This is a genomic window from Pseudomonas sp. A125, from assembly GCF_055409485.1.
Genome location: NZ_JBUZVP010000002.1, coordinates 226,724 through 253,662, shown reverse-complemented (window position 1 = coordinate 253,662; position 26,939 = coordinate 226,724). Strand labels below are relative to the sequence as shown.

The 26,939-nt window shown below is 59.7% G+C and carries 23 protein-coding genes, 3 tRNA genes and 1 riboswitch; of the genes, 4 read left to right on the top strand and 22 right to left on the bottom strand.

Annotation, left to right across the window (positions count from 1 at the left end; all coding sequences use genetic code 11):
* The first annotated feature begins 337 nt into the window (after positions 1–337).
* From ACZRN6_RS04195 to ACZRN6_RS04185, 3 genes are all read left to right on the top strand, one after another.
* Positions 338–565, top strand: a complete 228-nt coding sequence (locus ACZRN6_RS04195) for a hypothetical protein (protein WP_464007281.1) — start codon at positions 338–340, stop codon at positions 563–565.
* A gap of 20 nt (positions 566–585) precedes the next feature.
* Complete coding sequence (locus ACZRN6_RS04190) at positions 586–765, top strand: PA3371 family protein (protein WP_464007280.1); 180 nt, start codon at positions 586–588, stop codon at positions 763–765.
* Positions 766–1,193: 428 nt separating this feature from the next.
* Positions 1,194–1,520, top strand: a complete 327-nt coding sequence (locus tag ACZRN6_RS04185) for an Arc family DNA-binding protein (protein ID WP_003175643.1) — start codon at positions 1,194–1,196, stop codon at positions 1,518–1,520.
* 103 nt (positions 1,521–1,623) lie between these two features.
* Here ACZRN6_RS04185 and mgtE read toward each other — a convergent pair whose 3' ends face one another.
* The 8 genes from mgtE to ltaE all read right to left on the bottom strand — a co-directional run bounded on the left by mgtE (position 1,624) and on the right by ltaE (position 9,372).
* Entirely contained in the window at positions 1,624–3,066 is a 1,443-nt protein-coding gene (gene mgtE, locus ACZRN6_RS04180; protein WP_323571039.1) for a magnesium transporter, read from the bottom strand.
* A 338-nt stretch (positions 3,067–3,404) separates the two neighbouring features.
* Positions 3,405–3,481: transfer RNA gene (locus ACZRN6_RS04175), tRNA-Arg, on the bottom strand.
* Positions 3,482–3,553: 72 nt separating this feature from the next.
* Positions 3,554–3,630: transfer RNA gene (locus tag ACZRN6_RS04170), tRNA-Arg, on the bottom strand.
* A 108-nt stretch (positions 3,631–3,738) separates the two neighbouring features.
* Positions 3,739–3,829 (bottom strand) — tRNA-Ser (locus ACZRN6_RS04165).
* A gap of 62 nt (positions 3,830–3,891) precedes the next feature.
* On the bottom strand, positions 3,892–4,080 hold the full coding sequence (gene csrA / locus ACZRN6_RS04160) for a carbon storage regulator CsrA (RefSeq protein WP_002554426.1): 189 nt from the start codon (positions 4,078–4,080) through the stop codon (positions 3,892–3,894).
* Positions 4,081–4,265: 185 nt separating this feature from the next.
* Positions 4,266–5,507, bottom strand: coding sequence for an aspartate kinase (locus ACZRN6_RS04155; RefSeq protein ID WP_010165647.1), 1,242 nt, complete (start codon positions 5,505–5,507; stop codon positions 4,266–4,268).
* A 95-nt stretch (positions 5,508–5,602) separates the two neighbouring features.
* Positions 5,603–8,221 (bottom strand): alanine--tRNA ligase, encoded by a 2,619-nt coding sequence (gene alaS, locus ACZRN6_RS04150; protein ID WP_322146959.1) that lies wholly within the window; start codon positions 8,219–8,221, stop codon positions 5,603–5,605.
* Between the two features lie 146 nt (positions 8,222–8,367).
* The gene (gene ltaE, locus ACZRN6_RS04145; protein WP_464007279.1) at positions 8,368–9,372 is read right to left on the bottom strand and encodes a low-specificity L-threonine aldolase; all 1,005 of its coding nucleotides are present in this window, start codon (positions 9,370–9,372) and stop codon (positions 8,368–8,370) included.
* Positions 9,373–9,562: 190 nt separating this feature from the next.
* A riboswitch (FMN riboswitch) is annotated at positions 9,563–9,732 on the top strand.
* Positions 9,733–9,846: 114 nt separating this feature from the next.
* Here ltaE and ACZRN6_RS04140 point away from each other — a divergent pair.
* Positions 9,847–10,356, top strand: a complete 510-nt coding sequence (locus ACZRN6_RS04140; RefSeq protein ID WP_322146961.1) for a 6,7-dimethyl-8-ribityllumazine synthase — start codon at positions 9,847–9,849, stop codon at positions 10,354–10,356.
* Between the two features lie 118 nt (positions 10,357–10,474).
* Here the strand turns inward: ACZRN6_RS04140 and astE are convergent, their stop codons facing one another.
* The 14 genes from astE to acs form a co-directional block, all read right to left on the bottom strand.
* Positions 10,475–11,479, bottom strand: coding sequence for a succinylglutamate desuccinylase (astE, locus tag ACZRN6_RS04135; RefSeq protein ID WP_464007278.1), 1,005 nt, complete (start codon positions 11,477–11,479; stop codon positions 10,475–10,477).
* 11 nt (positions 11,480–11,490) lie between these two features.
* Positions 11,491–11,781 (bottom strand): topoisomerase II, encoded by a 291-nt coding sequence (locus ACZRN6_RS04130; RefSeq protein ID WP_322146963.1) that lies wholly within the window; start codon positions 11,779–11,781, stop codon positions 11,491–11,493.
* A gap of 23 nt (positions 11,782–11,804) precedes the next feature.
* Complete coding sequence (astB, locus tag ACZRN6_RS04125; protein WP_464007277.1) at positions 11,805–13,151, bottom strand: N-succinylarginine dihydrolase; 1,347 nt, start codon at positions 13,149–13,151, stop codon at positions 11,805–11,807.
* A 165-nt stretch (positions 13,152–13,316) separates the two neighbouring features.
* Complete coding sequence (astD, locus tag ACZRN6_RS04120) at positions 13,317–14,786, bottom strand: succinylglutamate-semialdehyde dehydrogenase (RefSeq protein WP_322148737.1); 1,470 nt, start codon at positions 14,784–14,786, stop codon at positions 13,317–13,319.
* Positions 14,783–15,808, bottom strand: coding sequence for an arginine N-succinyltransferase (gene astA, locus ACZRN6_RS04115; RefSeq protein WP_322146965.1), 1,026 nt, complete (start codon positions 15,806–15,808; stop codon positions 14,783–14,785). Before astA ends, astD begins: the two co-directional genes overlap by 4 nt.
* Positions 15,809–15,855: 47 nt before the next feature.
* Entirely contained in the window at positions 15,856–16,875 is a 1,020-nt protein-coding gene (gene aruF / locus ACZRN6_RS04110) for an arginine/ornithine succinyltransferase subunit alpha (RefSeq protein WP_322146966.1), read from the bottom strand.
* A 243-nt stretch (positions 16,876–17,118) separates the two neighbouring features.
* Complete coding sequence (locus ACZRN6_RS04105) at positions 17,119–18,339, bottom strand: aspartate aminotransferase family protein (RefSeq protein ID WP_322146967.1); 1,221 nt, start codon at positions 18,337–18,339, stop codon at positions 17,119–17,121.
* Between the two features lie 223 nt (positions 18,340–18,562).
* The gene (argR, locus tag ACZRN6_RS04100) at positions 18,563–19,543 is read right to left on the bottom strand and encodes a transcriptional regulator ArgR (RefSeq protein ID WP_322146968.1); all 981 of its coding nucleotides are present in this window, start codon (positions 19,541–19,543) and stop codon (positions 18,563–18,565) included.
* Positions 19,544–19,789: 246 nt separating this feature from the next.
* Positions 19,790–20,554 (bottom strand): ABC transporter ATP-binding protein, encoded by a 765-nt coding sequence (locus ACZRN6_RS04095; protein ID WP_003214336.1) that lies wholly within the window; start codon positions 20,552–20,554, stop codon positions 19,790–19,792.
* A gap of 27 nt (positions 20,555–20,581) precedes the next feature.
* Positions 20,582–21,694, bottom strand: a complete 1,113-nt coding sequence (locus ACZRN6_RS04090) for a succinylglutamate desuccinylase/aspartoacylase family protein (RefSeq protein WP_322146969.1) — start codon at positions 21,692–21,694, stop codon at positions 20,582–20,584.
* A 1-nt stretch (position 21,695) separates the two neighbouring features.
* The gene (locus ACZRN6_RS04085; protein ID WP_322146970.1) at positions 21,696–22,394 is read right to left on the bottom strand and encodes an ABC transporter permease; all 699 of its coding nucleotides are present in this window, start codon (positions 22,392–22,394) and stop codon (positions 21,696–21,698) included.
* Positions 22,391–23,080: an ABC transporter permease gene (locus ACZRN6_RS04080; protein ID WP_088426868.1), complete on the bottom strand. Its 690-nt coding sequence runs from the start codon at positions 23,078–23,080 to the stop codon at positions 22,391–22,393. Before ACZRN6_RS04080 ends, ACZRN6_RS04085 begins: the two co-directional genes overlap by 4 nt.
* A 91-nt stretch (positions 23,081–23,171) precedes the next feature.
* On the bottom strand, positions 23,172–23,963 hold the full coding sequence (locus ACZRN6_RS04075; RefSeq protein WP_322146971.1) for an ABC transporter substrate-binding protein: 792 nt from the start codon (positions 23,961–23,963) through the stop codon (positions 23,172–23,174).
* A gap of 757 nt (positions 23,964–24,720) precedes the next feature.
* Positions 24,721–26,676, bottom strand: coding sequence for an acetate--CoA ligase (gene acs, locus ACZRN6_RS04070; protein ID WP_464007276.1), 1,956 nt, complete (start codon positions 26,674–26,676; stop codon positions 24,721–24,723).
* Between the last annotated feature and the right edge of the window lie 263 nt (positions 26,677–26,939).

Below are 26,939 nucleotides of genomic sequence, written 5' to 3'. Positions count from 1 at the left end.
TAATGACATCCATCGGGCCAGAGGCACCGCGACGGACGGCGTGCATGTTAACGGCGCGGGTGAATTTTGTCATGTCGTCCGTGGGCTTTTTAAGCGTAGGCCCATGCCCGCGGCAGCACGTCGCGTTCCACTCAACGATTACGGGAGCTTTGCACCCATCGTGCAAAATGCACTCCCCCAAAATGCCATCATTGCAAATTGCAACACCACAGTGGTTTTGTAAGTATTTAACTAGCTGATTTTAAAGGATTTATTTACAAATAAAGACTGGCACGGCGCCTGCAATCCATTATCCTACAAATACAGTCCGGCCCAGCCACCTGCGGAGAACATGCACATGAACAGCGCACTTCTACTAGCCCTCAATACCGTTGCACTGGCTGCGCTGGTGATGTTCCATTTTCAATCCAGCAACTCGGATGATGCGGCGCAGGTCAGCCAGGCGATTCCCCACCACCTGCAGCAACGCCCGCAGTTGGCGGTCATGAAACCGAGCATGCAATCACCGCTGCAATTGACCCAGGGCACCCAAGCCGCCCCTGCAACTGAACACTGGGTTTTCTGAACCGCTTAACGGAGTATTTCATGACCAAGTCCGCCTGGCTGTTGTTGACCCTGGCCCTGTGCGCTGCCTGCCTCGGCTTGAACGTGTTGTCACAAGACGTACAGACGGTTTCGTTTGTTGCCGCCGGCGTATTTGGCAGCCTGTGGGTACTGGCCATCATTATTGGTCGCCGTATCAAGTTTGATCCTGTACTGCGCTGAACCACCCCCGCTTGTCACCCCCCCTTGCAGATAGCCGCGACGCCCGTCCGAACGGCTGACCATATGTCGCTTCGCCCTCGTAAATTGGCAATTTGCCACTAATCTTAAAGTTAAGGGCAAAAGGCCATATTGCTATACGATATGCCGCCGAAAAGCCTTTTTCGCCCAGGGCCTGCGGCCTCCACACCCATTTGGATGTGCCCGCGGAAATTTTTCCAACCAGTCCGCAAATTTTGAAATGAGTACTGGCATAAAGCCGGTAGCCGGTTCAATATTTGTCACAGAATTGACGCCAAGGAACTGGCAAATCTAAGGCATGATGCGGCCTCTTTGCAATTCAGGTTGAACATTTGGCAGCAAGTCTTGTCCTAACATGCATCTTGCGGCCAATTCCAAAAACCGCTCCCCTGAACTAACCGGTTAAATATATGCGCCCATTGAAACAGGCAATTTATTCCAGCCGTACGGCTGACAAGTTCGTCGTACGTCTGCCAGACGGAATGCGGGAACGCATTGCCGAAGTGGCTCGCAATCATCATCGCAGCATGAACTCCGAAATCATCGCACGCCTGGAACAAAGCCTGATTCAGGAAGGTGCGCTGGGCGACGAGCTGAGCATGCGCCTGGACAGCCCCGAACTGTCACTGCACGAACGCGAACTGCTGCAGCGTTTTCGTCAGCTTTCCCACCGCCAGCAAAATGCTCTCGTCTCGCTTATCGCACACGACGTTGAGGCAGCTGCAGAAGCCAACTGATTGGCAACCGAAAGCTGAAAGCCAGCCATGCGCTGGCTTTTTTTTGCCTGGGATTTGATAAAGAGAGAGCCAAGGGGCAAAAGCCCCTGGCCGAAAGAAAGGATCAAAGCAGGAAGATAGTGGCCAGGCCAAGGAAGATAAAGAAGCCACCACTGTCGGTCATGGCCGTGATCATTACACTGGCGCCCATGGCCGGGTCTCTCCCAAGGCGCACCAGGGTCATTGGAATCAGAACCCCCATCAGGGCCGCCAACAGCAGGTTAAGTGTCATGGCCGCAGTCATCACCACCCCAAGCGACCAACTGCCATACAGCAGGTACGCCACGATACCGATGACACCCCCCCACACCACGCCATTGATCAACGCAACCGCCAGCTCCTTGCGCATCAAACGCTTACCGTGGCCGGTACCCACCTGGTCCAACGCCATGGCGCGCACGATCATGGTGATGGTCTGGTTACCCGAGTTACCCCCAATGCCCGCCACAATCGGCATCAGTGCGGCCAAGGCCACCAGCTTCTCGATGGAGCCTTCAAACAGGCCGATGACCCGTGAAGCAATAAACGCAGTAATCAGATTGACCGCAAGCCAGGCCCAGCGGTTACGCAGGGACTTCCAGACCGACGCAAAAATATCTTCTTCTTCGCGCAGGCCGGCCATGTTGAGGACTTCGCTTTCGCTCTCCTCACGAATCAGGTCGACCATTTCATCGATGGTCAGACGGCCGATCAGCTTACCGTTCTTGTCGACCACCGGGGCCGAGATCAAGTCATAACGCTCGAACGCCTGGGCAGCGTCGTAAGCATCCTCGTCGGGATGGAAACTTACCGGATCACTGGCCATGACGTCCGCGACTTTCTTGTCCGGGTCATTTACCAACAGGCGCTTGATCGGCAGCACACCCTTGAGGATGCCTTCGTAATCCACCACGAACAGTTTGTCGGTGTGGCCTGGCAGCTCCTTGAGGCGGCGCAGGTAACGCAGAACCACTTCCAGGCTGACGTCTTCGCGGATGGTGACCATCTCGAAGTCCATCAACGCACCGACCTGCTCCTCGTCGTAAGACAACGCCGAGCGCACACGCTCACGCTGTTGGCCGTCGAGGGTTTCCATCAGCTCATGGACGACGTCACGCGGCAGCTCGGAAGCCAGGTCAGCGAGTTCGTCGGCATCCATGTCCTTGGCGGCAGCCAGGAGCTCATGATCGTCCATGTCGGCGATCAAGGTCTCACGGACCGAGTCGGATACTTCGAGGAGGATGTCGCCGTCGCGATCAGCCTTGACCAACTGCCACAGCGTCAGGCGGTCATTCAGCGGCAAGGCTTCGAGGATATAGGCGACGTCGGCGGAGTGCAGGTCATCGAGTTTGCGTTGCAGCTCGACGAGGTTCTGCCGGTGGACCAGGTTCTCGACCCGATCATTGTTCGCGCCTTCCTGGCGGTGCGTCAGGTCTTCGACCACGCGCTGGCGCTGCAGCAGCTCGACGACTTGAGCCAGGCGATCCTGCAGGCTTTCTTGTGTTTTCTTTACTTCAACTTCGGTCATAGGCGAACTCCACTCCCAGCAGCGGGGCACGCCGGAAGGATCAATCAGTCAATTCATGATTGGTAGAACGGGGTACTGAGTCACTACTGGGTAAGTCCATGGAGGTGTTCCATAAGCCCCGGCGGGGCTGACGGGCGCAATGATACACCGGCGGGCGCTTTTAACGTCAAAAAACTGGAAAGAACAAGCGCTTGCGACATAAAGCTGAGTAGTGGCCACACATAAGAACTGCGACGACGCAGCTTGAGAGGAAAACACATGGGCGGGAGAAAAAGGCGCCCAGGAAAATAAAAACCCCAGACGGCAAAAAGCCCGCACTAGGCGGGCTTTTTGTTGTTTGGTGCACTCGACAGGATTCGAACCTGTGACCGCTCGGTTCGTAGCCGAGTACTCTATCCAGCTGAGCTACGAGTGCAGATTGTGTTTTTAGACCAGATCACAACTGGTTGAAGCCAAGCTACCTGCATTGCTGCAACTAACTCTTAAATGGTGCACTCGACAGGATTCGAACCTGTGACCGCTCGGTTCGTAGCCGAGTACTCTATCCAGCTGAGCTACGAGTGCATTTGTTGCCGCGCATTATAGGCCGTTCAATCTCTATGTAAAGCTATTTTTTCGTTTAGTTTCAACAACTTAGCGAAAAAACCAGATTGCAACGTACTAAGCAAATAATGGCGGAGAACGGGGGATTCGAACCCCCGACACCCTTTTGAGGTGTACTCCCTTAGCAGGGGAGCGCCTTCGGCCACTCGGCCAGCTCTCCGCAACACGGGGCGTATATTAACCAGCTTCATCCCCGTTTGCAAACATAAAAAACGATAAAAATTAATGGCTTGGTTCTTCGTCCTTCTCTTTCTTGATCCGCAGGTAAATTTCCTCGCGGTGGACAGCCACCTCTTTCGGAGCGTTAACCCCAATACGCACTTGATTGCCTTTGACGCCGAGCACGGTCACGGTGATTTCGCCATCACCAATAATCAGGCTTTCTGCGCATCGACGAGTCAGAATCAGCATACCTTTCTCCTCACGCATTTCATTTCGGGAACAACAGTCTGCAAAAAAAGGCATTCGATCTACCACCAAACGGTCGTAGCCCTACCCGCCTAAGTATTGTCGAGCACAGGCAAAAGAACAGGCCTCTACCACGCACCCGACAAAAAAATGAAAGGCGCGGTTAACCGCGCCTTCCTGGTAACGCATCACTCGCCCTGTCGGGCCGGAGCGTCCAGCTCAAAAGCGGTATGCAGTGCGCGTACAGCCAGTTCCAGGTACTTCTCTTCGATCACCACCGACACCTTGATTTCCGACGTGGAGATCATCTGGATGTTGATGCTTTCCTTGGCCAGGGCTTCGAACATGCGGCTGGCAACGCCCGCATGGGAACGCATACCCACGCCCACGATCGACACCTTGGCAATCTTGGTATCGCCAACCACTTCACGGGCGCCAATCTCGCTCGCAGTGTTGAGCAACACCTTCTGCGCCGCATCGTACTCGTTGCGGTGCACGGTGAAGGTGAAATCGGTGGTGTTATCGTGCGCAACGTTCTGCACGATCATATCGACTTCAATGTTTTCGCCACTGATTGGCCCGAGAATCTTGAAGGCCACGCCCGGGGTGTCTGGCACGCCACGGATGGTCAGCTTGGCTTCATCGCGATTAAAAGCGATGCCGGAAATGATCGGCTGTTCCATGGATTCCTCTTCATCAATAGTAATGAGGGTGCCCGGACCCTCCTTGAAGCTGTGCAGTACGCGCAGCGGAACGTTGTACTTGCCGGCGAACTCAACGGCACGGATCTGCAACACCTTGGAACCGAGACTGGCCATTTCCAGCATCTCTTCAAAGGTGATCTTGTCCAGGCGTTGAGCCACGGACACAACCCGTGGGTCGGTGGTGTAGACGCCGTCCACATCGGTGTAGATCTGGCATTCGTCAGCCTTCAGGGCTGCCGCCAGCGCCACGCCGGTGGTGTCGGAACCGCCACGCCCGAGGGTCGTGATGTTGCCGTGCTCGTCGACGCCCTGGAAGCCGGCAACAACAACTACACGCCCGGCCTTCAGGTCTGCGCGAATCTTCTGGTCATCAATCTGCAGGATGCGCGCTTTTGTGTGTGCGCTGTCTGTAAGAATGCGGACCTGGTTGCCAGTGTAGGACACCGCTGGCACACCACGTTTATTCAGCGCCATGGCCAGCAACGCGATGGTCACCTGCTCACCAGTGGAGATGATTACGTCCAGCTCGCGGGGAACCGGTTGTTGATCGCCACTGATTTGCTTGGCCAGATCGATCAGGCGATTGGTCTCGCCGCTCATCGCCGACAGCACCACCACCAGGTCGTCGCCAGCATCGCGGAATTTCTTAACCTTGTCGGCAACCTGCTCGATTCTTTCGACGGAGCCGACCGAGGTGCCTCCAAATTTCTGTACGATCAAAGCCATTTCTAAGCCGCCTCAGCCCGTAAAGGGGCGCCTATTATTCAATCAACCAGCACTGACCGAGCCCGCGACTAGACCACGGGCTCATTAACAGCGTCTTAAATACCTGCCTCGACAAACGGCACGGTCAGGGCCAGGGCCGCGTCCAGGGCACCGGCATCAACACCACCGCCTTGCGCCATGTCCGGACGACCACCGCCCTTCCCGCCCACTGCCGCAGCGGCTTGTTTCATCAAATCACCGGCCTTGAGTTGGCCAGTCAGGTCTTTGGTTACACCGGCAACCAGAACGACCTTATCCTCATGGACACTGCCGAGCAGGATCACTGCGCGGCCGAGCTTGTTCTTCAACTGATCGACCAAGGCCAACAGCGCCTTGCCATCCTGACCGTCCAGGCGCACGGCCAAGACCTTAACGCCCTTGACGTCCAACGCCGAAGCCGACAGATCGTCGCCCGCCGCACTGGCAGCCTTGGCCTGCAACTGCTCCAGCTGTTTCTCCAACTGACGGTTGCGCTCCAGTACGCCTGCAAGCTTGTCGATCAGGTTGTCGCGGCTGCCCTTGACCAGGCTGGCCGCTTCCTTGAGTTGTTCTTCAGCCGCATTGAGGTAGGCCAGGGCCGCAGCACCGGTGACCGCTTCAATACGACGTACACCAGATGCCACGCCGCCTTCGCTGATGATTTTCAGCAGGCCGATGTCGCCGGTACGGCTGGCGTGGATACCGCCACACAGTTCCACCGAGAAGCTGCCGCCCATACTCAGTACGCGCACTTCGTCGCCGTACTTCTCGCCAAACAGCGCCATGGCGCCTTTTTGCTTGGCTGTCTCGATGTCGGTCTCTTCGGTTTCAACCGGAGTGTTCTTGCGGATCTCGGCGTTGACGATGTCTTCCAGGGCCTTCAACTGCTCAGGCTTGATCGCCTCGAAATGACTGAAGTCAAAGCGCAGGCGCTGGCTATCGACCAACGAACCCTTCTGCTGCACATGCTCACCCAACACCTGACGCAACGCGGCGTGCAGTAAGTGAGTGGCCGAATGATTCAAAGCAGTTGCATGCCGTACGTCGGCATCTACCTGAGTGTCCACCGGCGCGCCGACGGTCAGGTTGCCCAGCACCAGCACGCCGTGGTGAAGGAAAGCACCGCCGGTCTTGGTGGTGTCGCGCACTTCAAAACGGCCGGAGGTCGAACTCAGGAAACCACAGTCGCCAACCTGGCCACCGGACTCGGCGTAGAACGGGGTCTGGTCGAGGACCACAACGGCCTCGTCACCTTCGTTCAGCACGTCGACCGACTTGCCGTCCTTATAGATAGCCACGATCTTGGCCGAGCCAACGGTGGCTTCATAACCAATGAACGAAGTCGCCACATCAACCTTTACCAGGGTGTTGTAGTCCAGGCCAAAGGAGCTGGCGGAACGGGCACGGACGCGCTGGGCTTCCATCTCACGCTCAAAACCTGCTTCGTCGACGGTCAGCTCGCGTTCGCGGGCGATGTCGGCGGTCAGGTCCATCGGGAAACCGTAGGTGTCGTACAGCTTGAACACCACGTCACCCGGCACCACCGTGCCTTTAAGCTCGGCCAGGTCCTGCTCGAGGATTTTCAGGCCGTGTTCCAGGGTCTTGGAGAACTGCTCTTCTTCGGCCTTGAGCACGCGCTCGATGTTGGCTTGCTGCTGCTTGAGTTCCGGGAAGGCTTCGCCCATCTCGGCCACCAACGCGGCAACGATCTTGTAGAAGAAGCTGCCGGTAGCTCCCAGCTTGTTACCGTGGCGGCAGGCGCGACGGATGATACGGCGCAGCACGTAGCCACGGCCTTCGTTCGACGGCAGCACGCCGTCGGCGATCAGGAAGCCGCAGGAACGGATGTGGTCCGATACAACCTTGAGCGAGGACTGATTGTCGTTGGCGCAACCAATGGCCGCGGCAGACGCACTCAGCAGGTTGGTGAACAGGTCGATCTCGTAGTTGGAGTGAACGTGCTGCATCACCGCACTGATCCGCTCCAGGCCCATGCCGGTGTCGACCGATGGGGCTGGCAACGGGTGCAACACGCCATCGGCGGTGCGGTTGAACTGCATGAACACGTTGTTCCAGATTTCAATGTAGCGGTCGCCGTCTTCTTCCGGCGAGCCCGGTGGGCCGCCCCAGATGTCGGCGCCGTGGTCGTAGAAAATCTCGGTGCATGGGCCGCACGGGCCGGTGTCGCCCATGGTCCAGAAGTTGTCGGAGGCGTAAGGCGCGCCCTTGTTGTCGCCGATGCGAATCATGCGCTCGGCCGGCACCCCGATTTGCTGGGTCCAGATATCGTAGGCTTCGTCATCGGTAGCGTAGACAGTGACCCAGAGTTTTTCCTTCGGCAGCTTCAGCACGCCGGTCAGGAAGGTCCAGGCGAAGGTGATCGCATCTTTCTTGAAATAGTCGCCGAAGCTGAAGTTGCCGAGCATTTCGAAGAACGTGTGGTGGCGGGCGGTGTAGCCGACGTTTTCCAGGTCGCTGTTCTTGCCGCCGGCGCGTACGCACTTCTGGCTGCTGGTGGCGCGGGTGTAGGCGCGCTTTTCCTGGCCCAGGAAGCAGTCCTTGAACTGGTTCATCCCCGCGTTGGTGAACAGCAGGGTAGGGTCATTGCCTGGGATCAAGGAGCTGGAGGCGACACGGGTGTGACCTTGCTCTTCGAAGAAGCGAAGGAAGGCTTCACGGATTTCTGCGCTTTTCATTAGGTTCTTCCACGGAGGCTGCGGCCAAAGGCCAGTGCTAAACGTCATCAGACGGAGCGACGGCAAAGGGCCGCATTATATCGGCCCTTTGCCCGTGGTACAGCGTGTTTATGTGATAGAAACAGTCAATTAGACGGTCTGCACGGTCATTTCCGGGAAAACTCGACAAATGTTGCCAGCACTTGCTCGATCTGCGCCCGGCTGACGTCCAGGTGAGTGACCATGCGCAGGCGCGGCGCGGCGCTCAACTTGATCCCGCGCTCGGCGGCAAACGCCTTCAAGGCCTGGGCCCGATCGCCGATATCGACGTAGACCATGTTGGTCTGCACCGGCTCCACGGTATAACCCGCGTTGCGCAATTCATCCCCCAGCCATTGGGCGTTGGCGTGGTCGTCGGCCAGGCGCTGAACCTGATGATCCAGCGCATACAGCCCCGCCGCCGCCAGCGAACCGGCCTGGCGCATGCCACCACCGACCATCTTGCGCAAACGGCGGGCCTTGGCGATCAACGCCGTGGAGCCGCACAACACCGAGCCGATCGGCGCCCCCAGGCCTTTGGACAAGCACACCGAGACCGAATCGAAGTGCTGGGCAATCTCCCGGGCATCCACACCCAGCTTGACCGCCGCGTTGTAGATACGCGCGCCGTCCAGGTGCAAAGCCAGGCCGTGTTCGCGAGTAAACGCCCGCGCAGCCGCCAGGTACTCAAGCGGCAGGACTTTGCCCTGCATGGTGTTTTCCAGCGCCAGCAAACGGGTACGGGCGAAGTGGAAGTCGTCCGGCTTGATCGCCGCCAGCACGTGTTCAAGGTTCAGGGAACCGTCGGCCTGCACTTCCAGGGGTTGCGGCTGGATCGAGCCGAGTACTGCCGCCCCGCCACCTTCGTATTTGTAGGTGTGGGCCTGCTGGCCGACGATGTATTCCTCGCCACGCTCGCAGTGCGCCATCAACGCCAGCAGGTTGCTCATGGTGCCGGTGGGCACGAACAACGCGGCGGCAAACCCCAGGCGCTTGGCCAGTTCGGCTTCCAGGCGATTCACGCTTGGGTCTTCGCCGTACACATCGTCGCCGCTGGCGGCAGTGGCCATCGCGTCGAGCATGCCTGGGGTCGGTTGGGTCACTGTGTCGCTGCGCAGGTCAATCACGGTCATCAAACTAGCCTCTAACGGATTGGGGCATTTCTTGTGTTAACGATTACTGCGGGCAAACCCGCGGAATATCAAGCCCCGGGCGTGCACAATCGAATACCAACCAAACAAACCGATATAGGTTATCGATAAACCAACCGTGCAGTTTCTGAAAAACCATGATAAAAACTCTCCGCCGCCAGGGTTCTGGTGGCAACGTTCTCAGGGCGGGGTGTAATTCCCCACCGGCGGTAATTGCACGCAACGTGCATAGCCCGCGAGCGCTTGGCGCCTCGAACTGCCTCGGCAGGACGGCGACAAGGTCAGCAGACCCGGTGTGATCCCGGGGCCGACGGTCATAGTCCGGATGAAGAGAGAACGGGATTGGCACCTAAGGGCCGAACGCCGGGGTTCATGCTCGCATGACCAGGCTGTCCGCACCCTTAAATCCCATTCGATTCATAACGCCCTGTTTTATTCTTAAACAGGAGTCAGAACATGCAACCCACCGCAATCGACAGCAAAAGCAAAAACCATCACGGCGAGCGTGTCGCGTTTATCCAGGCCTGCTGGCACAAGGATATTGTCGATCAAAGCCGTAAAGGTTTCCTCGCCGAAATGATCGCCCAGGGCTACCAGGAATCGGACATCGATTTCTTTGAAGTCGGCGGTGCCTTTGAAATGCCCCTGCACGCCAAGCTGCTGGCCAAGTCCGGCCGTTATGCCGGTATCGTCGCGGCCGCCCTGGTGGTGGACGGCGGGATCTACCGTCACGAGTTCGTTGCCCAATCGGTGGTCAGCGGCCTGATGCAGGTTCAGCTGGAAACCGAAGTGCCGGTGTTCTCGGTATCCCTGACCCCGCATCACTTCCACGCGGGCAGCGAGCACCATGCGTTCTTCCACGACCACTTCGTGCACAAGGGCCAGGAAGCGGCACGCACCTGCGCCGACACCCTGCACAAGGTTCGCGCGCTGCGTCGCAATGAGCCACGGGCGGTAGCGGTTTAAGCAACATTGTAGGAGCTGGCTTGCCTGCGATGGCATCACCTCGGTGCACCTGACAGACCGAGTTGATGCCATCGCAGGCAAGCCAGCTCCTACATTTTGGCCGAGTCAGTCTTGAGATTTATGCCAGGCCCGCATCCGTGGTCGGCACAATCAATATCCCGGCGCGCAAGCCGTTCTTGACCTTCGGGTTCGGGAAGATGATGCGTGCGCCCTCCTCCTCGATGACCCAGCGGGTCTTGGCAATGTCCTCGGCCAGCAGATAACCCTTTTCCAATTCCGAAAAGTTTTCCACGTCGGCCGGCAAATGCAGGACGAAGGCATCGCTGTGCTTGATGACTTCCCGGGCGACGCTGAACAGCTTCAGGCCGTCGAGGCTCTCGGTGGCCGGCTCGTTGCCTTCGATGATCTGCGTAAGGCGGCTTTCCAGGCGGGACACGTCCACGCCCTGGTTCTGCCCAAACGGGCGGGCCTTGCCCAACTCGAGGGTGAAGGACTCGGCCTCCAGTTGTTCATAGGTAAACGCGGTGAAGGTGATCGAGGTCTTGTTCTGCAACAGCACCGCTTCCATGCCGGCGGCGCGCAGGCGCGCCAGTTCATGGCGCGAATGCTGGCGACCGTCTTTCCACGGGTACAGCGCAAACTGCTCGATCTTCGAGCCCCGAATGGCGGTGTGCAGGTCGTAGTGCAAACGGCTACGCCCAGGCACGCTGAAGAACGTGCGGGCCAACTGCTCAAGCTCGGCAGCACGCATGGCTTCGGGGCCAATGTTTTGTTCGTGGCGGCCGTTGAACAGCCGGTTGACGTCCAGCTCGAGGTAACGCTCGCCGCGGCGCATGGCCTCGGGGTTACCGAACAGGAACAGCATACGGGTACGGGGCTTGATCTCCCCACGGGCAATGCCCTGCAGCAAGCGGTCGGCCAATTCGATTGGCGCGGTTTCGTTGCCATGGATGCCGGACGACAGCAGCACGTCGCTACCGTTGTCCCGCGCCTCAGGAGGGCGCACTTCCAGCGCGCCCTCACTGAGCCAGCGCAATTGCACGCCATCGACAGTCAGTTGAATTTTTTGCGCCGGTTCGCGACCGGCGAGGGTCAGTTCAAGCAGTTTGCCGAGGGCGAGCATAAGCAGCTTCCTTAGTGGTTGCAGCCAGGACCGTGGACGTGGTCGTCGTCATCACCTTCAACGTCGGCCGGTTCCATTTCCAGTTGCAGGCTCATCAGGTTGGTCGCCAATGGACGCATCAGCAGGTTGGCGTATTCCGAGTCGCCCTCTTCCACGTCAACGCCGATCAGCAGTTGGCCACGGCCGTCGTGCTGGATCCAGATCTCCTTGCCCTGCCAGACCACGGCGACGCGGGTGCAGGAGGTTTCCAGCTGGGTGCCGTCGGTGTCTTCAAGGATCAGTTTCAGGGTGTCGGTGGTCATAAATAGTTCTCAGCCGTGCGGCGTTAATTGATCTGGAAAGGATAAACCGAGCCCAGTTTAAGGATTTGCGTCAGTTCATCCAGTGCCGTCCGGCACTCAAGCAGCAATTGCGGGTCAGCCAGGTCGGTTTCCCGCAGGCTGTCGCGGTAGTGCTTGTCGACCCATTGGGTGAGCGTGTCGTACAACGGCGCCGTCATGATAACCCCTGGGTTGACCGCCGCCAGTTCGGTTTCATTCAAGGCTACGCGCAAGCGCAGGCACGCCGGGCCCCCGCCATTCTGCATGCTTTGCTTGAGGTCGAAGACTTTCACTTCGCGGATCAGCCCACCGGAAGACGTCAGGCCTTGCAGGTACTGCCAGACACGTTCGTTGGCGCGGCACTCTTCCGGCACGATCAGCAGCATCGAACCGTCGGCGCGGGTCAGCAACTGGCTGTTGAACAGGTAGGAGCGCACAGCGTCTTCAACGCCAACCTGGGCACGAGGCACGCAGATCGACTGGAAATTGCCGCCGAGTTTGCCGAGTTTTCCCTGCAATTCGCCGAGCATCTGTTCGGTATTGAGGAACGCATCCTCGTGATAGAACAGCACTTCGCCGTTGCCCACCGCGATCACGTCGTTGTGGAACACACCGGCATCGATCACCGCCGGGTTCTGCTGGGCGAACACCACGCCGTCATCCCGCAGGCCGTGCAGGCGCGCGACCGCTTGGGAGGCTTCCAACGTCTGGCGCGCCGGGTACTTTTGCGGCGCCGGGTAACGGGTGTCGAACGCACTGCGGCCGAACACGAAAAACTCTACGCCCGCCTCGCCATAGTCACGGCAGAAACGCGTGTGGTTGGCCGCGCCTTCGTCGCCGAACTGCGCCACCGCCGGCAACGCGGCGTGGTGGGCGAAGTGCTTGCCATCGGCAAACATCGCCCCCAGCACGCGGCTGGTGGTCGGGTGTTCGATGCTGCGGTGGTATTTGCAGTTGAGGTTGGCGGCGGTGAAATGCACGCGGCCATCGGCCGTGTCGGCGCTCGGGCTGACGGTGGCGGCGTTGGCCACCCACATGCTCGATGCCGAGCAGCTCGCCACCAACAATGGCATGGCCTGCCTGGCGGCTTGCTGGATGACCTGTGCGTCGGTGCCGGCAAACCCGAGGCTGCGCAAGGCGGCCACATCCGGACGTTCCTGGGGCGCCAGCACCCCTTGCACAAAGCCCATTTCCATCAGGGCTTTCATCTTCGCCAGGCCTTGCAGCGCCGCTTCCTTCGGGTTGGAAGACTGCTGGCTGTTGCTCTGGGACGCGACGTTGCCGTAGGACAAACCGCCGTAGTTATGGGTCGGCCCCACGAGACCGTCAAAATTGACTTCACAGGATTTCATCGGCGAGGCTCCACGAACATCTGTATTTTTATAGGCATCAATAACATGGCTCTCTGTGGCGAGGGAGCTTGCTCCCGCTGGGCTGCGCAGCAGACCCAAAAATCTTGGGGCCGCTTCGCGCCCCAGCGGGAGCAAGCTCCCTCGCCACAGGGTTTCATTGCACCTTTAAGACAACCGCACACCGGGCGTCAATGTGGCAGGCAACACCAGGCTTGGGGCCTCAAGCGAGGCCACCGGGTAGGCGCAATAATCCGCCGCGTAGTAGGCGCTGGCGCGATGGTTGCCTGAAGCCCCTACGCCGCCAAACGGTGCGCTGCTCGCGGCACCCGTCAGCTGTTTGTTCCAGTTGACGATCCCGGCACGGCTCTCCAGCCAGAACTGCTGGTAACGCGCTTCGGAGTCCGACAGCAAACCTGCCGCCAGGCCGTATTGGGTGTTGTTGGCCTCGGCAATTGCTCCCGCGAAATCTGCGTAGCGGATCACTTGCAGCAGCGGACCGAACAGCTCTTCGTCAGCGCGATCCGCGACCTCGGTCACATCGATAATCCCCGGCGTCAGCAACGCAGCCTGGGCCTGAGGCTGAGTCATTTCCAACAGCGCCACGGCGCCATTGGCCAACAGCAACTCCTGGGCATCCATCAACGCCTTGGCGGCACCGAGGGAAATCACCGAGCCCATGAACGGCGCAGGCGTTTGGTCGAACGCGCCGACTTCAATGCTCGAACTCACCGCTACCAGGCGTGCGAGCAACGCATCACCCCAGGCGCCTTCCGGCACCAGCAAGCGCCGGGCACAGGTGCAACGCTGGCCGGCCGAGATGAACGCCGACTGGATAATGGTGTACACCGCCGCATCCACATCGGCCACTTCGTCCACCACCAGCGGGTTGTTGCCGCCCATCTCCAGCGCGAGGATCTTGTCCGGGCGCCCGGCGAATTGCTGGTGCAGATGGTTGCCGGTGCGGCTGGAGCCGGTGAAGAACAAACCGTCGATACCCGGATTCGCCGCCAGGGCGATCCCGGTTTCCCGTGCGCCTTGCAGCAGGTTCAACACGCCCGCCGGCAGGCCGGCGTCGATCCAGCATTGCACGGTCAGCTCGGCGACTTTCGGGGTCAGCTCGCTGGGTTTGAACAGCACGGTATTACCCGCCAGCAAGGCCGGCACGATGTGCCCGTTGGGCAGGTGACCCGGGAAGTTATAAGGGCCGAACACCGCCACCACGCCGTGGGGTTTGTGGCGCAACACAGCGGTGGCATCGCCCAATGGGCCGCTCTTCTCGCCGGTGCGTTCACGGTAGCTTTGCACCGAGATCGCAACCTTGTTGACCATGCTGGTGACTTCGGTGGCAGATTCCCACAAAGGCTTGCCGGTTTCCTCACCGATGCAGCGGGCGATATCGTCAGCGCGGCTTTTCAGATTCGCGGCGAAAGCTTCCAGCACGCTCAGGCGCTCTTCCAGGGAACGCTTGGCCCAGGCAGGAAACGCCTGGCGCGCAGCCTGGACAGCTGACTCAACCTGCTCGACGGTGGCGCCGTTACCCGACCACACCACCTGCTGGGTCACCGGGTTCAGTGATTCAAACACTTCACCCTGGCCAGCCAGCCATTCACCTGCGATGTATAACGAATTCATTATTTCGACTCCCGGGCAGCGGACAACGGTACAGCGCGCACCTGATCACCGGCGATCAGTTGCAGGCGCTTGGCAGTCTGTTGATCGACCACCAGGGTGCCCGCAGCCAACCGCGCCGGCGCTGCGGTGATACGGCAATCTTCGCGTTTGCGGTTATGGATCAAAAACGGCGTGGCGTCGTCACCCGGCGTGCCAATGGCCAACACCAGCGCTTCGCTGTCGCGCACGGCGCGGATTTTGGAGGTTTCGCACTCCACCGCCGGGCCCGCGTCGAAGATGTCGACGTAACCCTGGTAGCTGAAGCCTTCGCTCTTGAGCATGCTCAGGGCCGGTTCGGTGTCGGTGTGGACCTTGCCGATTACGTTGCGCGCATCTTCAGACAGGAAGCAGGTGTACAGCGGAAACTTCGGCATCAGCTCGGCGATAAACGCCTTGTTGCCCACGCCGGTGAGGTAGTCGGCCTGGCTGAATTCCATCTTGAAGAAGTGCCGGCCCAGGCTTTCCCAGAACGGCGAGCGCCCGGCTTCGTCGGACATGCCACGCATCTCGGCGATGATCTTGTTGCCGAACAGCTGCGGGAATTCTGCGATAAACAACATGCGCGCCTTGGCCAGCATCCGGCCGTTGAGGCCGTTGCGGTAATCGGCGTGCAGGAACAACGAACACAACTCGGAGTTGCCGGTCAGGTCGTTGGCCAGAAACAGCGTCGGGATTTCACGGTAGATGTTCAGCTCCTGGGAGGCGCTGACCGTCAGGCCCACCCGGAAGTTGTACCAGGGCTCACGCAGGCCGACGGCACCGGCGATGGCGGAAATCCCGACCACGCGGCCTTCGTCGTTTTCCAGCACGAACAGGTAGTCTGCATCACCGCGCCCGGCCTCGCCGCGAAAGGTCTTCTCAGCCCAGCCGACCCGGTGGGTCAGGCGCTCTTCGTTGGCCGGCAAGGTGGTGAGGCCGGTGCCGGTGCTGCGCGCCAGATCAATCAGGGCCGGTAAATCGCTGCTGCGTACGGGACGAACGATCATGCTATCTCCTCAAACGGGCCGCTTGCAGCCACCCGCGAAACTCATTCTTAAACCGCTACCAAACGAACACTGGCACCTTCGCCGACGCCCAGGGCCTCGGCGGTTTCCAGGTCCAGGGTCACTGGCTTGCCCGGCGCGTAGTCCAGTTCCAGCATCACCGCACGGTAATCCTGCAACTGGCCGTTGCTGACCAGGTACTGACGGCCGACGCCCTTGGCCATCTCGCCGATCTTCACCGGCACCACACGGCTTTGGGCGATCGAGCGAATGCCCGAAACCCGCGCATGCAGCGTTGGGCCGCCGTCGAAAATGTCGATGTAATGGTCGGTCTCGAAGCCTTCGCGCATCAGGATGTCGAAGGTGATCTGCGCCCGTGGATGCACCTGGCCCATGGCCTCCTGGGCTTCGTCCGGCAACAGCGGCACGTAGATCGGGTAGTGCGGCATCAGTTCGGCGAGGAACGTCCGGCTCTTCAACCCGCACAGACGCTCGGCGGCGGCGTAGTTGAGGTCGAAGAAGTTGCGGCCAATCGCGTCCCAGAACGGCGAATCACCGTTCTCGTCGCTGTAGCCCACGATCTCGGTCACCACCGAATCGGCAAAGCGCTCCGGGTGACCGGCCACGAACAGCAGGCGGCCCCGGGAATTGAGTTCCGACCACGGCGAACCCACCAGTTCCGGCACCACGTAAAAACTGGTCAGCAAGCTGTTGCCGGTCAGGTCGTGGCACTGCGAAAGCACGTGGATCTTGTTGTGGATCTTCAGCTCGCGGGAGGCGTGCACGAAGGTTTCGTTGCGGAAGCTGTAGAACGGTTCCGAGTAGCCGGCCGAAGCGACGATGGCCGAGCAGCCCACCAGCTTGCCGGCGTCGGTGTCTTCAAGGACGAAGAAATAGCTTTCTTCACCGTTGAAGCTGACCTCGGCCGCGAAGGACGCTTCGCTTGCTGCGATCTTGTCGCTCAAGCGTTCGACATCATCCGGCAAGGAGGTGACACCAATCGGGCTGTCCGCAGCCAGACGCTGTACCTCGCCCAGATCAGCCATTTGCGCGGGGCGCATCACCAGCATGGTGTCACTCCTTAACTCGAAAAACTCACAGGAAAAAATGCCGGACAGGGGAACTGCCTACACAGGACTTATTGTGTAAGCAGATCCATGTGGGAGCCGGGCTTGCCCGCGATGACGGTGTGTCAGTCAGCACAGATGTTGCCTGTGGCACCGCCATCGCAGGCAAGCCAGCTCCCACACTTGATCCGGTCCGGCCTTGAAATTTTTGTTCGACGCCAGGATCGCCAGGCGCCAAACGGTCTATCAGGCTTGCGTCAGCTTTTTAACAGCACGCTCGAAGCGGTCCAGGCCTTCCTGGATATCGGCATCTTCCACCACCAGGCTCGGGGCGAAACGCACTACATCCGGGCCGGCTTGCAGGATCATCAAGCCTTCGCGTTCGGCGGCGTTGAAGATGTCCTTGGCCTTGCCTTTCCAGGCATCGCTCAACACGCAACCGAGCAGCAGGCCCAGGCCACGCACTTGGGTGAAAATGCCATATTGCTGGCCGATCTTCTCCAGGCGGGCAACGAACAGGTCGTGCTTGGCATTAACGCCGGCCAGCACTTGCGGGGTGTTGATCACGTCGATTACCGCTTCCGCCACCGCGCACGCCAGCGGGTTGCCGCCGTAGGTGGTGCCGTGGGTGCCAACGACCAAATGCTTGGCCAGGGCCTCCGTAGTCAGCATGGCTGCAATCGGGAAACCGCCGCCCAGGCTCTTGGCGCTGGTGAGAATATCCGGCACGACGCCGTAATGCTGGTAGGCGAACAGCTCGCCGCTGCGGCCCATGCCGGTTTGCACTTCGTCGAACACCAGCAGCGCGTTGTTCGCGTCGCACAGGTCGCGGGCACCTTGCAGGTATGCAAGCTCGGCCGGCAATACGCCGCCTTCGCCCTGGATCGGCTCGAGCACCACGGCGCAGGTCTTGTCCGAAATCGCCGCTTTCAGCGCTTCCAGATCGTTGAAGGGCACGTGGGTGATGCCAACGATTTTTGGACCGAAGCCGTCGGAATACTTCGACTGGCCACCCACGTTCACAGTGAACAGGGTGCGGCCGTGGAAGCTGTTCAGCGCGGCGATGATTTCGTATTTCTCGGTGCCAAAACGGTCGAACGCGACGCGACGGGCCAGCTTGAAGGCGGCCTCGTTGGCTTCGGCGCCGGAGTTGCAGAAGAACACGCGCTCGGCAAAGGTGGCGTCGATCAGCTTATGGGCCAGGCGCAAGGCCGGCTCATTGGTGAAGACGTTGGACACGTGCCACAGCTTGTTGGCCTGTTCGGTCAGTGCACCGACCAGCGCCGGGTGGGCGTGGCCCAATACGTTGACCGCGATGCCGCCGGCAAAGTCGATCAGCTCTCGGCCCGCCTGGTCCCATACGCGCGAACCTTCGCCACGCACGGGGATGAAAGCGGCAGGTGCGTAGTTGGGAACCATGACCTGGTCGAAATCGGCACGTTGCACCGGGGCTTGCTCAACGGACATCGGAGTCTCCTGAAGAGGAACGCCTGCCTGAAACTGGCGGGCGATGCAGGGATTGTAAGGACAGTTTTCAGCGCGGCCTTGCCGCCAAGCGACAACTTCTTATAGCGCCAACCCGCGATTTTCGCGGGTTTACGCCAATGCGACAAATAGCATCGCAATGGCGCAGTTTAAACGCTGGCGCGGGGTTTGCGGCGCTCCGGGCGCTAAATGAATGACCGAGGCCTCAACCGCGCTCGGAAGGCACCGACGACAATTCGAATGGGCTGCTGCTGCGCCGCTGGTTGCGGTCTTCGCGAGGGGTGGCGCCGAAGAAGTTGCGATAGGCGCTGGAAAAGTGCGGCCCCGAGGAGAAGCCGCAGGACAGGCCGATCTGGATGATCGACTTGCTGGTTTGCATGAGCATCTGGCGGGCCTTGTTCAGGCGCAGTTCCAGGTAATACTGGCTGGGGACACGATTGAGGTATTGCTTGAAGATCCGCTCGAGCTGTCGTCGGGACACGCATACGTGCTGGGCAATTTCGTCGGTGGTCAGCGGCTCTTCAATATTGGCTTCCATCAGCAACACGGCCTGGGTCAGCTTGGGATGGCTGGAGCCCAGGCGGTTTTGCAGCGGGATACGCTGGCGCTCGCCGCCTTCGCGGATGCGCTCCACCACCAGTTCTTCCGAGACGGCGCCCGCCAGTTCAGCGCCGTGGTCACGGGCCAGCACCGCCAGCAACAGGTCGAGTACCGACATGCCACCGCAGGCGGTCAGGCGGTCACGGTCCCAGTCAAACAGATGGCTGGTGGCGATGACCTTGGGGAAACGCTCGGCGAAATCATCCTGCCAGCGCCAGTGCACGGCGGCGCGATAACCGTCGAGCAAACCCAGTTGCGCCAACGGATAAACACCGGCTGACAAACCGCCAATCACGCAACCTGCCCGAACAAGCTGCTTGAGCGCCGTGCTGAGTTGGGAAGCGATGACGGCAGGCGGCTCATCTGCCAACAGGAACAGCTTTTGAAAACCTTCCAGCTTGCCCGCCCAAGGTTCACCGGGCAGTTGCCAGGCGCCTTCGATCGGCGGTTCAGCCTGCAAAAACGACAGTTCGTACACCACGTCCGGATGCACCCGCTGAGCAACGCGCAAGGCCTCCTCAGCCAGCGCAAGCGTCAGTGCTTTAGTGCTGGGCCAAATCAGGAAACCAATTCGATGGGCAGTCATGGAGTGCTATCCGAAGCGAAAAACAGTAATGAAGACAAAGGCCAATGCTAGCCCGTAAACCAACACAAATCTCAAAACATATAGAGATCTAATGTGGGAGCTGGCTTGCCTGCGATGGCGGCATGTCTGTGCCAGAGAGGCAAACTGCCCCACCGCCATCGCAGGCAAGCCAGCTCCCACAGGGGATCGGGGCCAGCCTTAAAGCTGTGAAGCTTGCACTAATTCAGTGCATAAAAGCAGTTCTGTTTACTTCAAGCTGCCGGAGAGAAACTGCTGCAAACGCTCGGACTGCGGGTTGACCAGCACTTCGCGCGGGTTGCCACGTTCCTCGACAATGCCTTTGTGCAGGAACACCAACTGGTTGGAGACTTCACGGGCAAAGCCCATTTCGTGAGTCACCACCACCATGGTCCGGCCTTCCTGGGCCAGGTCCTGCATCACCTTGAGCACTTCGCCTACCAGCTCCGGGTCGAGGGCCGAGGTGGGCTCGTCAAACAGCATCACCTCAGGCTCCATCGCCAGGGCACGTGCAATCGCCACGCGCTGCTGCTCGCCGCCGGACATATGGCCGGGGAACGCATCCTTACGATGGCCCACACCGACTTTAGCCAGGTAGTGCTCGGCCTTTTCCCGGGCGTCTTTTTTCGACATACCGAGCACGTGCACCGGCGCTTCCATAACATTTTCCAGAGCCGTCATGTGCGACCACAGGTTGAAGTGCTGGAACACCATCGACAGTCGCGAACGCATGCGTTGCAGCTGTTTAGGGTCTGCGGCCTTCATGGCGCCGTCCTTGTTGGCCACCAGCTTCAGCTCTTCGTTATTGAGCAGAATCTTGCCGGCGTGGGGTTGCTCCAGCAGGTTGATGCAGCGCAAAAAGGTACTTTTGCCCGAACCGCTGGACCCGATGATGCTGATCACATCACCGGCCGCGGCGGCCAGGGAAACACCTTTGAGCACTTCATGACTGCCATAGCGTTTATGCAGGTCTTGGACTTCAAGTTTGTACATGCGGTCGGTTCTCACAAAAACAGTTGGTCAGTCGTTGAGCAAGCGCCCGTGCCGCAGCGCGTCGCGCCCCGCCACCTTGGCCAGCCAGAAACCCGCTTGGGCATAACGTAGCCGTTCAACGGCAAACAACACCCCAGGCGTACCCGCGCACACAATGCTGACGCGGTCGGACAAGGGATCGATCACTTCAAATATCGGGTCGCCGGTTTCCACCACATCACCGGCTTTACGCAGGTAACTGATCACGCCGGCGTGGGGCGCAAACAACAATTCGGTGCCTTCAAAGGGCAGGCCTTCGCAGGGTTCGTGTTGCGGCGCGGGCCATTCACCACGGATCAAGCCTTGCTCGGCAAGAAACGCCAGGATGCCCTCGGCGTGGAAAATCGCTTCGTCACGCCCCGTATCGGCCTGGCCGCCCAGCTCCAGCGTCGTGGCCAGGCATGCCAACGGAACCTGCGCCTCGGGGAACGCCCGGGACAAGCGCAACCACGGCAGCGAACAGGCTTCGTCAAACGAGCTGCCGCCGGAGTCTTCCGCCAGCAGGCCGACCTTCACATTCAGGTGCGCCGACAGCGAACGCCACTGCGGCCAGTGTTGCGGCAGCGCGTACATGTGCAGCGCGGCCTCAGCATCGCAATGCAAGTCGAGGACCACGTCGGCGGTGCACGCATGGTTCAGCAACACCCGCTGCATACCTTGCATCTGGCTGCTTGGCGCCGGCAAGGCGTTAAGCGCATCGGTCATGGCCTGGCGGATCAGCCGGACGTTGGCATGGGGATCATCCCCAAGCTTATCCTTGAGCAACTCGGCAACCGGCTCGCTCAACTCGACGAAATCCCGGTTGAAATTCTTGCCACTGCCGATCTCGAAACGGCCCTGGTGACTGCCTTGCAGCAGTTGCCCCAGGCCCATCGGATTGGCGACCGGCACCAACTCGATAACGCCGTTGAGGGCGCCCTGCTGCTCCAGTTCGGCCAGGCGTTTTTTCAGCTCCCAGGCGGCGCGCATGCCGGGCAACTCGTCGGCGTGCAGGCTGGCCTGGATATAAGCCTTGCGCTCGCCGCTGCCGAAACGGAACACCGTCAGTTGGCGCTCGCAACCCAGGTGACCCCAGGGCAACAGGTGATCGATACGTTCCATATCAATGCTTCCGTGGAGCCAGGTAGCTCAACCAGCGGCCTTCGGCCAGCTTGAACAGGCGCACCAGGATAAAGGTCAGGCACAGGTAGAACGCACCGGCGGTGATATAGGCTTCGAACGGCAAGTAATACTGGGCGTTCACCGTGCGCGCGGCGCCGGTGATATCGATCAGGGTAACGATGGAGGCCAGGCTGGTGGTCTGGAGCATCATGATCACTTCGTTGCTGTATTGCGGCAGCGCCCGGCGCAGGGCCGACGGCAGCAAAATCCGGCGATACAGCTTGTAGCGCGACATGCCCATGGCCTTGGCCGCTTCGATCTCGCCATGGGGCGTGGCCTTGAGGCTGCCGGCGATGATTTCAGCAGTGTAGGCGCTGGTGTTCACGGCAAACGCCAGGCACGCACAGAAAGTCGCGCTGGACAGCAGCGGCCACAGGAAGCTTTCACGCACCGCTTCGAACTGGGCCAGGCCGTAGTAGATCAAAAACAGCTGCACCAGCATCGGCGTGCCGCGAATCACGTAGGTGTAGAGCCAGGCCACACCGTTGACGACCGGCTGCTTGGACACGCGCATCAGGCCCAGGGGCAAGGCTGCGAGCAAGCCGAAGAACAGCGAAATGGCCAGCAGTTTCAAGGTGGTCAGCAAGCCGCCGAGGTACAGCGGCATGGCCTCCCAGATGACGTTGTAGTCGAAGATCATAGATCAGCCGCCTTTACGCCTACCGAGTAGCGCTTCTCAAGATGACGCAGGGCCAGTAACGACACGCTGGTGATCACCAGGTACATCGCCGCCACTGCGAGGAAGAAGGTAAAAGGCTCGCGGGTGGCGTCTGCCGCCTGCTTGGCCTTGAACATCATGTCTTGCAGGCCCACCACCGAAATCAGTGCGGTAGCCTTGGTCAGTACCAGCCAGTTGTTGGTAAACCCGGGGATCGCCAGCCGAATCATCTGCGGCACCATCACCCGGAAAAACACCTGGAACGGGCTCATGCCATAAGCCATGCCGGCTTCGGCCTGGCCCTTGGGAATGGCCATGAAGGCGCCACGGAAGGTTTCCGAAAGGTAGGCGCCAAAGATGAAACCCAGGGTGCCGATACCGGCGGCCAAGGGGTTCAAGTCAATATAGTCGTCGTAGCCCAGCAGGGGCGCGACGCGGTTAAGCAGGTCCTGACCGCCGTAGAAAATCAGCAGGATCAGCACCAGGTCGGGGATCCCGCGGATCACCGTGGAGTACAGGTCGCCCAGCCAGGCCAACCAGCGCACCGGCGAGAGGCGCAACGCGACCCCGATCAGACCCAGAACAATGGCCAGGGCCATGGACGACAAGGCGAGCTGAAGCGTCAACCATGCGCCATCGAGGATGACAGCCCCGTAGCCTTTCAACATGATTCAGGTCCTCGAAAAGGGGGATGAAAAAATGGCGCAAACTTCAGAGACCCTGTTGCTTGCGCCATTGCGGACAGACAGCTGCGACGATTTACTTGGCGGCAGTTTCCGGGCCGTAAATGTCGAAGTTGAAGTACTTGTCCTGGATGGCCTTGTACTTGCCGTTGGCACGGATCGCAGCGATGGCTGCGTTGATGCGGTCCAGGTTTTCCTTGTCGCCTTTGCGTACCGCGATGCCGATGCCGTCGCCGAAGTACTTGGCGTCGGTGAAGGCCGGGCCGGTGAACGCGTAGCCTTTACCGGCTGGCGTGTCGAGGAAGCCTTCCTGCAACAGGGTAGCGTCGGCTACGGTGCCATCAAGGCGACCGGCTTCCACGTCCAGGTAGATTTCGTTCTGCGAGCTGTAAGGAACGATGGTGGCGCCTTTAGGGGCCAGGACTTCCTTGGCGAAACGGTCGTGGATCGAACCACGTTGCACGCCGATCTTCTTGCCCTTCAGTTCATCCAGGCTGTCAGTGACCGCAGTGCCTTCCTTCAACACCAAGCGAGCCGGGGTGAGGTAGTAACGGTTGGTGAAGTCCACGGACTTCTTGCGGTCTTCAGTGATGGACATCGAAGACAGGATGGCGTCGATCTTGCGCACTTTGAGTGCCGGGATCAGGCCGTCGAATTCCTGTTCGACCCAGGTGCACTTGACCTGCATCTGCTCGCACAGGGCGTTGCCGATGTCGTAGTCAAAACCGACGATGCTGCCATCCGGCGCCTTGGAGGCAAACGGAGGGTAAGCCGCTTCAATACCAATCTTCAGTGGCTTGCCTTCGGCGAAAGCCTGCATGGACAGCACGGACAGCGCCAGGGCGCCCAACAGCACGAGTTTCTTCATCTTGGGACTCCATCGGTATAGGGCAAAACAGCAGTATGAGCCAGAGCCCACGATGCGACTGAGTGAAACCGAATAGCGTTGCTGCGTCCTGCGCCAGTTTCACATCGGCGACGACGAGCGAGTGATCGGCATTCTAACGACAGGCCGGAAGCCGATATTTCCTCAATGCGACAACAATTTACAGATGCACCAAGAAAGCGGTTCCAGCACATTGACAGCCCCTGGATTTTATGCAGAGGCAAAAGATATTAAACCAGTTAACGCTGCAAATTGCGGGCCTATTATTCGCAAACCCTTCTAGCACGGCAAGTGTAGCGTTTGATCTAATTTTACAGGGTGTCTAAAACGCGGGTTTTAGGGGCACCGGCGTAGCACTTTGTCTCATGTTTGGGCGTGGGGTTACACATTTGCAGGGGTGGGTAACATTCTGAAACTTCCTACGACACAATCCGATATTTATTGGCCTTGTGTAAGTCGCTCCATTGGATGAACGGCGGTGGAATGCAGTCGGCTGTGGGAGCGGGCTTGCTGGGGTGAGGGGGGGGGCTTGCTGTGGTGAGGGGGCTTGTCCCCCGCCGGGTTCACCATAGATTGATGGGGCTGCTTCGCAGCCCAGCGCGGGGCAAGCCCGCTCACCACAGCAAGCCCGATCACCACAGCAAGCCCGCTCCCACAGTTGATTTTTGGTGTTTTTGTGGGCGCACAAAAAAGCCCCACCCGGCCTACGCCGAATGGGGCTCTGCCCCACAAACCCGCCTTACGCGACGTTCATGGTCTTGTGCGTCTCAATCAAATGCGCCACCACTCCCGGGTCTGCCAGGGTGGAGATATCCCCCAACCCGTCGTACTCAGCGGTCGCAATCTTGCGCAAAATCCGGCGCATGATTTTCCCCGATCGGGTCTTCGGCAAACCCGGCGCCCACTGGATCACATCCGGCGAGGCAATCGGACCGATCTCTTTACGCACCCAGTTTTTCAGCTCCAGACGCAACGCTTCATTCGGCTCTTCGCCGTTTTTCAGCGTCACATACACATAGATACCCTGGCCCTTGATGTCGTGCGGCACCCCCACCACCGCCGCTTCCGCGACTTTCGGGTGGGCAACCATGGCGCTTTCAATCTCGGCAGTGCCCATGCGGTGGCCGGACACGTTGAGCACGTCATCCACCCGACCGGTGATCCAGTAGTAGCCATCCTCGTCACGACGCGCACCGTCTCCGGTGAAGTACATGCCACGGAAGGTCTTGAAGTAGGTGTCTACAAACCGGTCATGGTCGCCATACAGCGTGCGCGCCTGGCCCGGCCACGAGTCGAGAATCACCAGGTTGCCCTCGGCGACGCCCTCGATCAGGTTGCCCAGGTTATCCACCAGCGCCGGCACCACCCCAAAGAACGGGCGTGCCGCCGAACCCGGCTTCAGCGCATGGGCGCCGGGCAACGGGCTCATCATGTTGCCGCCGGTCTCGGTCTGCCACCAGGTATCCACGATCGGGCAACGGGATTGGCCGACGTTCTTGTAGTACCAGTCCCACGCTTCCGGGTTAATCGGCTCACCCACCGAACCCAACAGGCGCAAGCTGCTACCGTCGGCGCCTTCCACGGCGGCCTTGCCGGACGCCATCATTGCGCGGATCGCAGTAGGAGCGGTGTAGAGGATATTGACCTTGTGCTTGTCGACGATCTTCGCCACCCGGGTGATGTCCGGGTAGTTCGGCACGCCTTCGAACAGCAGCGTGGTCGCACCGTTGGCCAGCGGGCCGTAGACGATATAGGTGTGGCCAGTGACCCAGCCGACGTCGGCGGTGCACCAGTAGATTTCGCCCGGGCGGTAGTCGAACACGCGCTCGTGGGTCAGGGCTGCGTACAATAGGTAGCCGCCGGTGGTGTGCTGCACGCCCTTCGGCTTGCCGGTGGAGCCGGAGGTGTAAAGGATGAACAGCGCTTCCTCGGCGCCCATCTCTTTCGGCGCGCACACGGTACCCGCCACTTTCATCAGGTCTTCGTACCAGATGTCGCGATGCTGGTTCCACTTGATGTTGCCGCCGGTGCGCTTGCACACGATGACTTTCTGGATGCTGCTGGTTTCCGGGTTGGTCAGGGCATCGTCGACGTTGGCCTTCAGGGAAATCTTCTTGCCGGCACGAATGCCTTCGTCGGCGGTGATCACCACCTTGGATTTGCAGTCAATGATCCGACCGGCCAAGGCCTCTGGCGAGAAACCGCCAAACACCACCGAGTGAATCGCACCGATCCGGGTACAGGCCAGCATGGCGACCACGGCTTCGGGAATCATCGGCATATAGATAGTCACCACGTCGCCGCGGTGCACATCCTGGCCGCGCAGGGCGTTGGCGAACTTGCAGACTTCTTCATGCAGCTCGCGGTAGGTGATGGTGCGGCTTTCGGCAGGGTCGTCGCCCTCCCAGATGATTGCCGCCTGGTCGCCGCGCTCGGCGAGATGACGGTCCAGGCAGTTGTAGGAAACGTTGAGGGTGCCGTCGGCAAACCATTTGATGTCGACATGGTGATCGTCGAAGGAGGTCTGCTTCACAGTGGTGAAAGGCTTGATCCAGTCAAGGCGCTTGGCTTGCTCGCGCCAGAAACCGTCGGGGTTGACCACCGACTGCTGGTACATGGCCTTGTAGGTCGCCTCATCGGTCAGCGTGTTGGCTGCTACTTCGGGGCGAACGGGGTACAGAGAAGCCGCACTCATCTTTCTTACCTCGGTGACATAGTTGTTGTTGTATGGCCCTGTTGTAGCCGGGCCGGGCCTATAGAACCATTCGACGATGGTAGTAACAAGCCCCTACAAATTGCCCTCCTATACCTCGGCGGCGCTCTGGCCCGCGGCCTGTGGCGCTTTGCAGGTTTCTGAAAAAACCTTCATTTCGCGATTGTTACAAAAACCACCAATAGTGTTTATCAAAAGCACGGGTATATGAATATAACCCGCACGCCTAAAATCAACCTCGCCAT